The sequence below is a fragment of the Streptomyces sp. UH6 genome (assembly GCF_013421635.1).
In the GTDB taxonomy this organism is placed as follows: domain Bacteria; phylum Actinomycetota; class Actinomycetes; order Streptomycetales; family Streptomycetaceae; genus Streptomyces; species Streptomyces abyssomicinicus.
The window spans coordinates 1-2,676 of record NZ_JACADT010000789.1 but is presented as its reverse complement, the minus strand read 5'-3'; the positions used below and the strand labels follow the sequence as shown (position 1 = coordinate 2,676).

Annotated in this window: 2 protein-coding genes and 1 pseudogene; all 3 read left to right on the top strand. The window is 70.0% G+C overall.

Annotated elements, in window-relative coordinates; translation table 11 throughout:
- Window positions 1–692 (top strand): annotated as a pseudogene (locus HW445_RS25860) (hypothetical protein); the annotation flags it as partial.
- A gap of 120 nt (window positions 693–812) precedes the next feature.
- Entirely contained in the window at window positions 813–1,769 is a 957-nt protein-coding gene (locus HW445_RS25855; RefSeq protein WP_180223308.1) for a bifunctional lytic transglycosylase/C40 family peptidase, read from the top strand.
- 264 nt (window positions 1,770–2,033) lie between these two features.
- The coding region (locus HW445_RS25850; RefSeq protein ID WP_180223307.1) for a phosphatase PAP2 family protein at window positions 2,034–2,676 on the top strand (643 nt) is incomplete at its 3' end.

Below are 2,676 nucleotides of genomic sequence, written 5' to 3'. Positions count from 1 at the left end.
CGGCGGTCACCGGAGGCGTGCTGGTGGCGATACCGGACGGCGGGGAGGACGGGGGGAAGAAGGAGCGGGCGGCGAGCGGCGGCACCGCCGGGCCCGACGCCAAGGCCTCCGCCTCCCCCGTGGGCGGCGGTGGCGGGAGCGACACCGCGCCGGAGCCGCCGACGCACATCGAGCAGACCGCTCCCAATGTGACGTACTGGAGCGCGGACCCTGACGACGAGTGGGCGGGCGGGCGGTGCAACATCCCGAGCGAGGAGGTCGAGCAGAACTTCCAGTTCGCGGTGCCGCGCGATCCGGCGGACGTCGCGTCCGGCAAGGCCAGGATCGGCATGCGCCTGAAGTACCCCGACGATCCGCCGGGGGACCACTACTACGCGGTCGCCGTGGTGAAGCCTCCCCACGACCAGTCGGTGGCGGAGGCCGAGGCCTCCGGTCTCGGGCTGGTCGAGAACCGCGCGCTGGGGCACGCGAGCGAGGTCGTGGATCTCAAGCCCGGCAAGGGCTCGTCGGACACGCCGTGGGTGGAGTTCGTCTACCCCGACGACTTCGGCACGGAGGTCCAGGGGCAGAGCCGGACCGCCGCCAGACCACTGCGGGACGATCCCGGCGACTGGACCGTCATGTTCCTGCACGTGACGGGACCGAAGGACTACCGCACCGTCGTCTGCGACGGCTTCACCGTCGCGGAGTAGGCGGGGGATGGCCGTGGGAAGGAGAAGGACCGGCGAGTCGCCGGCCGGGTCACCTCGTGGGGGAGGGCTGAGAACGTGCGGAAGGTGTGGCTGACCGGAGGGGCGGTCGTCGGGGCCGTCATGGGCTTCGTCATGCTGCTGGTGATCGGCGTGTACGTCGTCGCCGGCAACCTGGTGAGGGGTGCGACACAGGGCGCCGTGGACGTCGTGGAGGGGTCGGTTCCGGCCCAGTACGTGAAGCTGGTGCGGGACTGGGGAAATCTCTGTCCGGAAATCAACCCCGCCCTGCTGGCCGCCCAGCTGTACCAGGAGAGCGGCTGGGACGCCGACGTGGTGAGCCACGCCGACGCCCGGGGCATCGCGCAGTTCATCCCGAGCACCTGGGCCACCCACGGGATCGACGGGGACCGCGACGGCGACCGGGACATCTGGGACCCGAAGGACGCCATCCCGTCGGCTGCCTCCTACGACTGCGAGCTGGCGAAGTACGTGGACGACGTGCCGGGTGACCGGACGAACAACATGCTGGCCGCGTACAACGCCGGCGCCTACCGCGTGATCAGGTCCGGTGGTGTGCCGGCGATCACCGAGACGCAGAACTACGTGAAGCGGATCCGGGCGCTGGAGAAGTCGTTCGCCAAGCCGAAGGCGCGGCTGGAGCCGAGCAGGCAGGCGGCCGGCGCGATCATGTACGCGCAGGACAAGCTGGGCACGCCCTACCTGTGGGGCGGCAACGGCACCGCGGACCAGGGCGGCCGGTTCGACTGCTCGGGGCTGACCAAGGCGGCGTACGAGAGCGTGGGGATCGAGCTGCCGCGGGTGGCGAACGATCAGTACAACGCGGGACCGCATCCTTCGAGGGATGAACTTCTTCCGGGTGATCTCGTATTCTTTTCGGACGACCCCACCAATTCCCGGGCGATTGATCACGTAGGGATCTATGTCGGTGGCGGTTACATGATCGACGCGCCCTTCACCGGCGCGGTGATCCGCTTCGACCCGGTGGACACCCCGAAGTACTTCGGGGCGACCAGGGTCACCGCCGAGGGTGCGGCGGCGCTGCCGAACGCGGCGTGACGGCGGAGGGATGGTGTGCGTCACGCGGGGATGCGTGTGCGCCACGTGAAGCTCTGCCCTGAGCTGCACGGATGAGTTGCTCTTGGGTAACGTCTCGGTGATCTTTCGCCGGGAAATGGAACCCTTGAGCGAGGGTCGTGCGTTCCTGGTGATGTACGGGAACCGCACGGGACCCACGTCGCACCACGGGGGTGGACAAGCGGCGCGCACGCGCAAGGGACGCGTGTGCGTTCCGGAGGCACAGATGAAGGGGCCGACTGCACGATGGCTGGACTCGCCGAATCCGGGTCGAATCCCGATGTCGGCCTGCTCTTCGAGATAAACGGCCTGGCCGAGGCGGCCCCTACCTGGTTCGACCGGACCATGGAGTACGTCGGGGAGTACGGGCTGCCGCTCGCCATCGTGGTGATGGGGCTGTGGTGCCTGATACGCGTCCGGCGGTTCGGCCGGGAGGGCGTCGCCGACCGCGGGTCGGTGGTCGCCTCGGTGGCCGCGATCGCCTGGATGCCGGTGGCCGCGCTGGTCGCGGTCATCGTGAACATACCCATCCGCGGGTTCGTGGAGCGGCCCCGGCCCTTCCTGACCCACCGCGGCCTCGAGGTGCTGGTCGAGGGCAAGGACGACTACTCCTTCGTGAGCGACCACGCGACGCTGGCCATGGCCATGGCGGTCGCGCTCTTCCTCGCCCACCGGAAGTTCGGCGTGGTGGCGATCGTGCTGGCGCTGCTGGCCGGGCTGTCGCGCGTCTACATGGGCGTCCACTACCCGACGGACGTGGCGGGCGGCTTCGCGCTGGGCACCGCGGTGGCCCTGCTGCTCTCGCCGGTCGCCATGGCGGTGCTGACGCCGCTGGTCGGCTGGCTCGGCCGGGTGCCGGGCATCGGATGGCTGCTCCTGGGCGACGTGG

Bases quoted from the DNA above. Each gene is read 5' to 3' on its own strand.
- HW445_RS25855 (WP_180223308.1), top strand. From the start codon at position 813: ATGGGCTTCGTCATGCTGCTGGTGATCGGCGTGTACGTCGTCGCCGGC.